Below are 3309 nucleotides of genomic sequence, written 5' to 3'. Positions count from 1 at the left end.
TCGTCGTAGCCTCCAGAACAATGGCAGCTACAGAATCACATGCGATTCAAACACTTCAAGCCATTTTCCGGCGTCGCTTCTTCACGCTTGACCACAGCACGAAGCAAATGTGTGCGCACGCTAGCCCACAGGGGAGAAGGAAGAAACCTCACTCCGGCACAAACCTCACCGCGCCCTTGGCCGCGCTGGTGGCCATGGCGGCATAGGCGCGCAAGGCGGTCGTCACCTTGCGCTTGCGCTTTTCTTCCGGCTTCCAGGCCAGGGCGCCCTTGGCTTCCATCGCCGCCCGTCGCGCAACGAGTTCCGCCTCATCGACAGCCAGGCGGATGCTGCGGTTCGGGATGTCGATCTCGATCGTATCGCCCTCCTGCACCAGTCCGATCAAACCGCCTTCGGCAGCTTCCGGCGACGCATGGCCGATCGACAGGCCCGAGGTGCCGCCGGAGAAGCGGCCGTCAGTGACCAGAGCGCAGGCCTTGCCGAGGCCCTTCGACTTCAGATAGCTTGTCGGGTAGAGCATTTCCTGCATGCCGGGGCCGCCGCGCGGTCCTTCATAGCGGATGACGACGACATCGCCGGCCTTGATCTCATTGGACAGGATCGCCTTGACGCTGGAATCCTGGCTTTCGAACACGCGGGCCGGGCCGGTGAATTTCAGGATCGATTCATCGACGCCCGCCGTCTTCACGATGCAGCCGTCGAGCGCCAGATTGCCCTTCAGCACGGCAAGGCCGCCATCCTTGGAAAAGGGATGTTCGGTCGAGCGGATAACGCCTTTCTCGCGGTCGAGATCGAGCTCGTCCCAGCGGCGCTCCTGGCTGAAGGCGACCTGTGTCGGCACGCCGCCAGGGGCGGCGAGGAAGAAATCGCGCACGCTCTGGCTGGTCGTGCGGGAAATATCCCAATGGTCGAGCGCTTCGCCCAGGGTTGACGTATGCACCGTCGGCAGGTCGCGGTTGAGCAGGCCGGCATTGTCGAGCTGGCCGAGGATGGCCATGATGCCGCCGGCGCGGTGGACGTCTTCCATGTGGACGTCGGACTTGGCGGGCGCCACCTTGCACAGCACCGGCACCTTGCGCGACAGCGCGTCGATGTCGTCCTGATCGAAATCGATCTCGCCCTCATGCGCCGCAGCCAGGATATGCAACACGGTGTTGGTCGAACCGCCCATGGCGATGTCGAGCGTCATGGCGTTCTCGAAAGCGCCCTTCGAGGCGATGTTGCGCGGCAGTGCGGTTTCGTCGTCCTGCTCGTAATAGCGCTGGGCGAGATCGACGATCAGGTGGCCGGCCTCGACGAACAGACGCTTGCGGTCGGCATGCGTCGCCAATGTCGAGCCGTTGCCGGGCAGCGACAGGCCAAGCGCCTCGGTCAAACAATTCATCGAATTGGCGGTGAACATGCCCGAGCAGGAGCCGCAGGTCGGGCAGGCCGAGCGCTCGATGACCTTGACGTCCTCATCGGAGATCTTGTCGTCGGCGGCCGCGACCATGGCATCGACCAGGTCGAGCGCCTGCGTCTTGCCGGCGAGCACCACCTTGCCGGCTTCCATCGGACCGCCGGAGACGAAGACGGTCGGGATGTTGAGGCGCAACGAGGCCATCAGCATGCCGGGCGTGATCTTGTCGCAATTGGAGATGCAGACCATGGCGTCGGCGCAATGCGCGTTGACCATGTATTCGACGGAATCGGCGATCAGCTCGCGCGACGGGAGCGAATAGAGCATGCCGTCATGGCCCATGGCGATGCCGTCATCGACGGCGATGGTGTTGAATTCCTTGGCAACGCCGCCGGCCTTTTCGATCTCGCGCGCGACCAATTGGCCGAGATCCTTCAGATGGACATGGCCCGGCACGAACTGGGTGAAGGAGTTGACCACCGCAATGATCGGCTTGCCGAAATCCGAGTCCTTCATGCCGGTGGCGCGCCAGAGGCCGCGAGCGCCGGCCATGTTGCGGCCATGGGTGGTGGTGCGGGAACGATAGGCAGGCATGTTTTTTCCTTGGTGGCTGGCCGCAGCCCAGGGGTTGGCGCGGCGGAGCTGAATTCGGACCGCAGGCGTTATAGACGCGCAAGTATGGTCTGGCCACAATTTTGCAATGCGCCAGATTCCTCCAAGAATCGGATCTTACAAAAAAATGCATCCTGGTGTCGGATTGCACCGCGCGCGGCCGTCCTTGGGCAAACGGCGAGGCAACGGCACCATTCTCGGAGTCGGCCGTTTTCCCTGTAACACCAAAAGAGCAATCCGAGGAGCACGACATGCAAAAGATCACCACCTGCCTGTGGTTCGACGGCCAGGCCGAAGAGGCCATGAACTTCTACGTCTCCATCTTCAAGAATTCCAAGGTGCTGAGCGTGATGCGTTGGCCCGAAGGCCACGCCGATGCAGGCAAGGTGTTGGTGACCACGTTCGAACTCGACGGCGTGCAGTTCCAGGCGCTCAATGGTGGACCGCAGTTCAAGCACAGCGAAGCGATGTCGCAGTCGATCGACTGCAAGACGCAGGAAGAGGTGGATTACTTCTGGGACAAGCTCATCGAAGGTGGCGGCCAACCATCGCAATGCAGCTGGCTGAAGGATAAATTCGGCGTCTCCTGGCAGGTTGTGCCGGAGCAGCTGCCGCGCCTGCTCCTGGATCCGGACCGGGCCAAGGCCGGCCGCGTGATGTCGGCGATGATGCAGATGAGCAAGATCGACATCGCCAAGATCGAGGAAGCTGCCAGAGGATAGTCGAGGGTCGCGCCGCCCCTCATCCGCCCTTCGGGCACCTTCTCCCCGTGAACGGGGAGAAGGAAAAAGCGCGACTTACGCCGCTCTGTCGCGGACCTGATAGTCCTTGATCGTGGCAAACTTGATCGCTTTCCAGCGCTCCGCTTCGTAGTTCAGCGAGAAGGCGTGCTGGGCGAGGAACACCGGATCGTTGTCGAGGTCGCGGGCGATGTCGCCGCGATGCGCCTCGATGAAACGCAGGACCTCGGCCTTGTCGTCGGCCGAGATCCAGCGGCACACGGAAAAGCGCGACATCTCGAATTCGACCGGCAGGGTGTATTCGAAGTTCAGCCGTTCCTTCAAGACGTCGAGTTGCAGCGCGCCGACGACACCGACGATGGCCGGTGAGCCGTCCTCGGGCGAAAACAGCTGCACGACGCCCTCCTCTGCCATCTGGTGCAGCGCTTCCTTTAGCTTTTTGGCCTTCATCGCGTCGCCGAGGCGGACACGGCGCAGGATTTCCGGGGCGAAATTCGGAACGCCGCGGAACAGGATTTCCTCGCCCTCGGTCAGCGTATCGCCAATACGCAGCGTGCC

Annotated in this window: 2 protein-coding genes and 1 pseudogene; 1 reads left to right on the top strand and 2 read right to left on the bottom strand. The window is 62.4% G+C overall.

All coding sequences use genetic code 11. From position 1 onward, the window contains the following. Positions 1-148: 148 nt before the first annotated feature. A complete protein-coding gene (gene ilvD, locus EN955_RS34050; RefSeq protein ID WP_024505783.1) occupies positions 149-1993 on the bottom strand; it encodes a dihydroxy-acid dehydratase in 1845 nt (614 codons plus the stop codon). Between the two features lie 269 nt (positions 1994-2262). Between ilvD and EN955_RS34045 the strand changes: the two genes are divergently transcribed. Next, positions 2263-2733 (top strand): VOC family protein, encoded by a 471-nt coding sequence (locus EN955_RS34045; RefSeq protein ID WP_024505784.1) that lies wholly within the window; start codon positions 2263-2265, stop codon positions 2731-2733. A gap of 75 nt (positions 2734-2808) precedes the next feature. Here EN955_RS34045 and prfC read toward each other — a convergent pair. Continuing rightward, positions 2809-3309: pseudogene (prfC, locus tag EN955_RS34040) on the bottom strand (peptide chain release factor 3); the annotation flags it as partial.

Origin of the sequence: Mesorhizobium sp. M7A.F.Ca.CA.001.04.2.1 (genome assembly GCF_003998485.1) — a bacterium.
GTDB lineage: Bacteria > Pseudomonadota > Alphaproteobacteria > Rhizobiales > Rhizobiaceae > Mesorhizobium > Mesorhizobium ciceri.
Note: the sequence above shows the minus strand (reverse complement) of the source record. Positions and strands in the feature narration are given on the sequence as shown.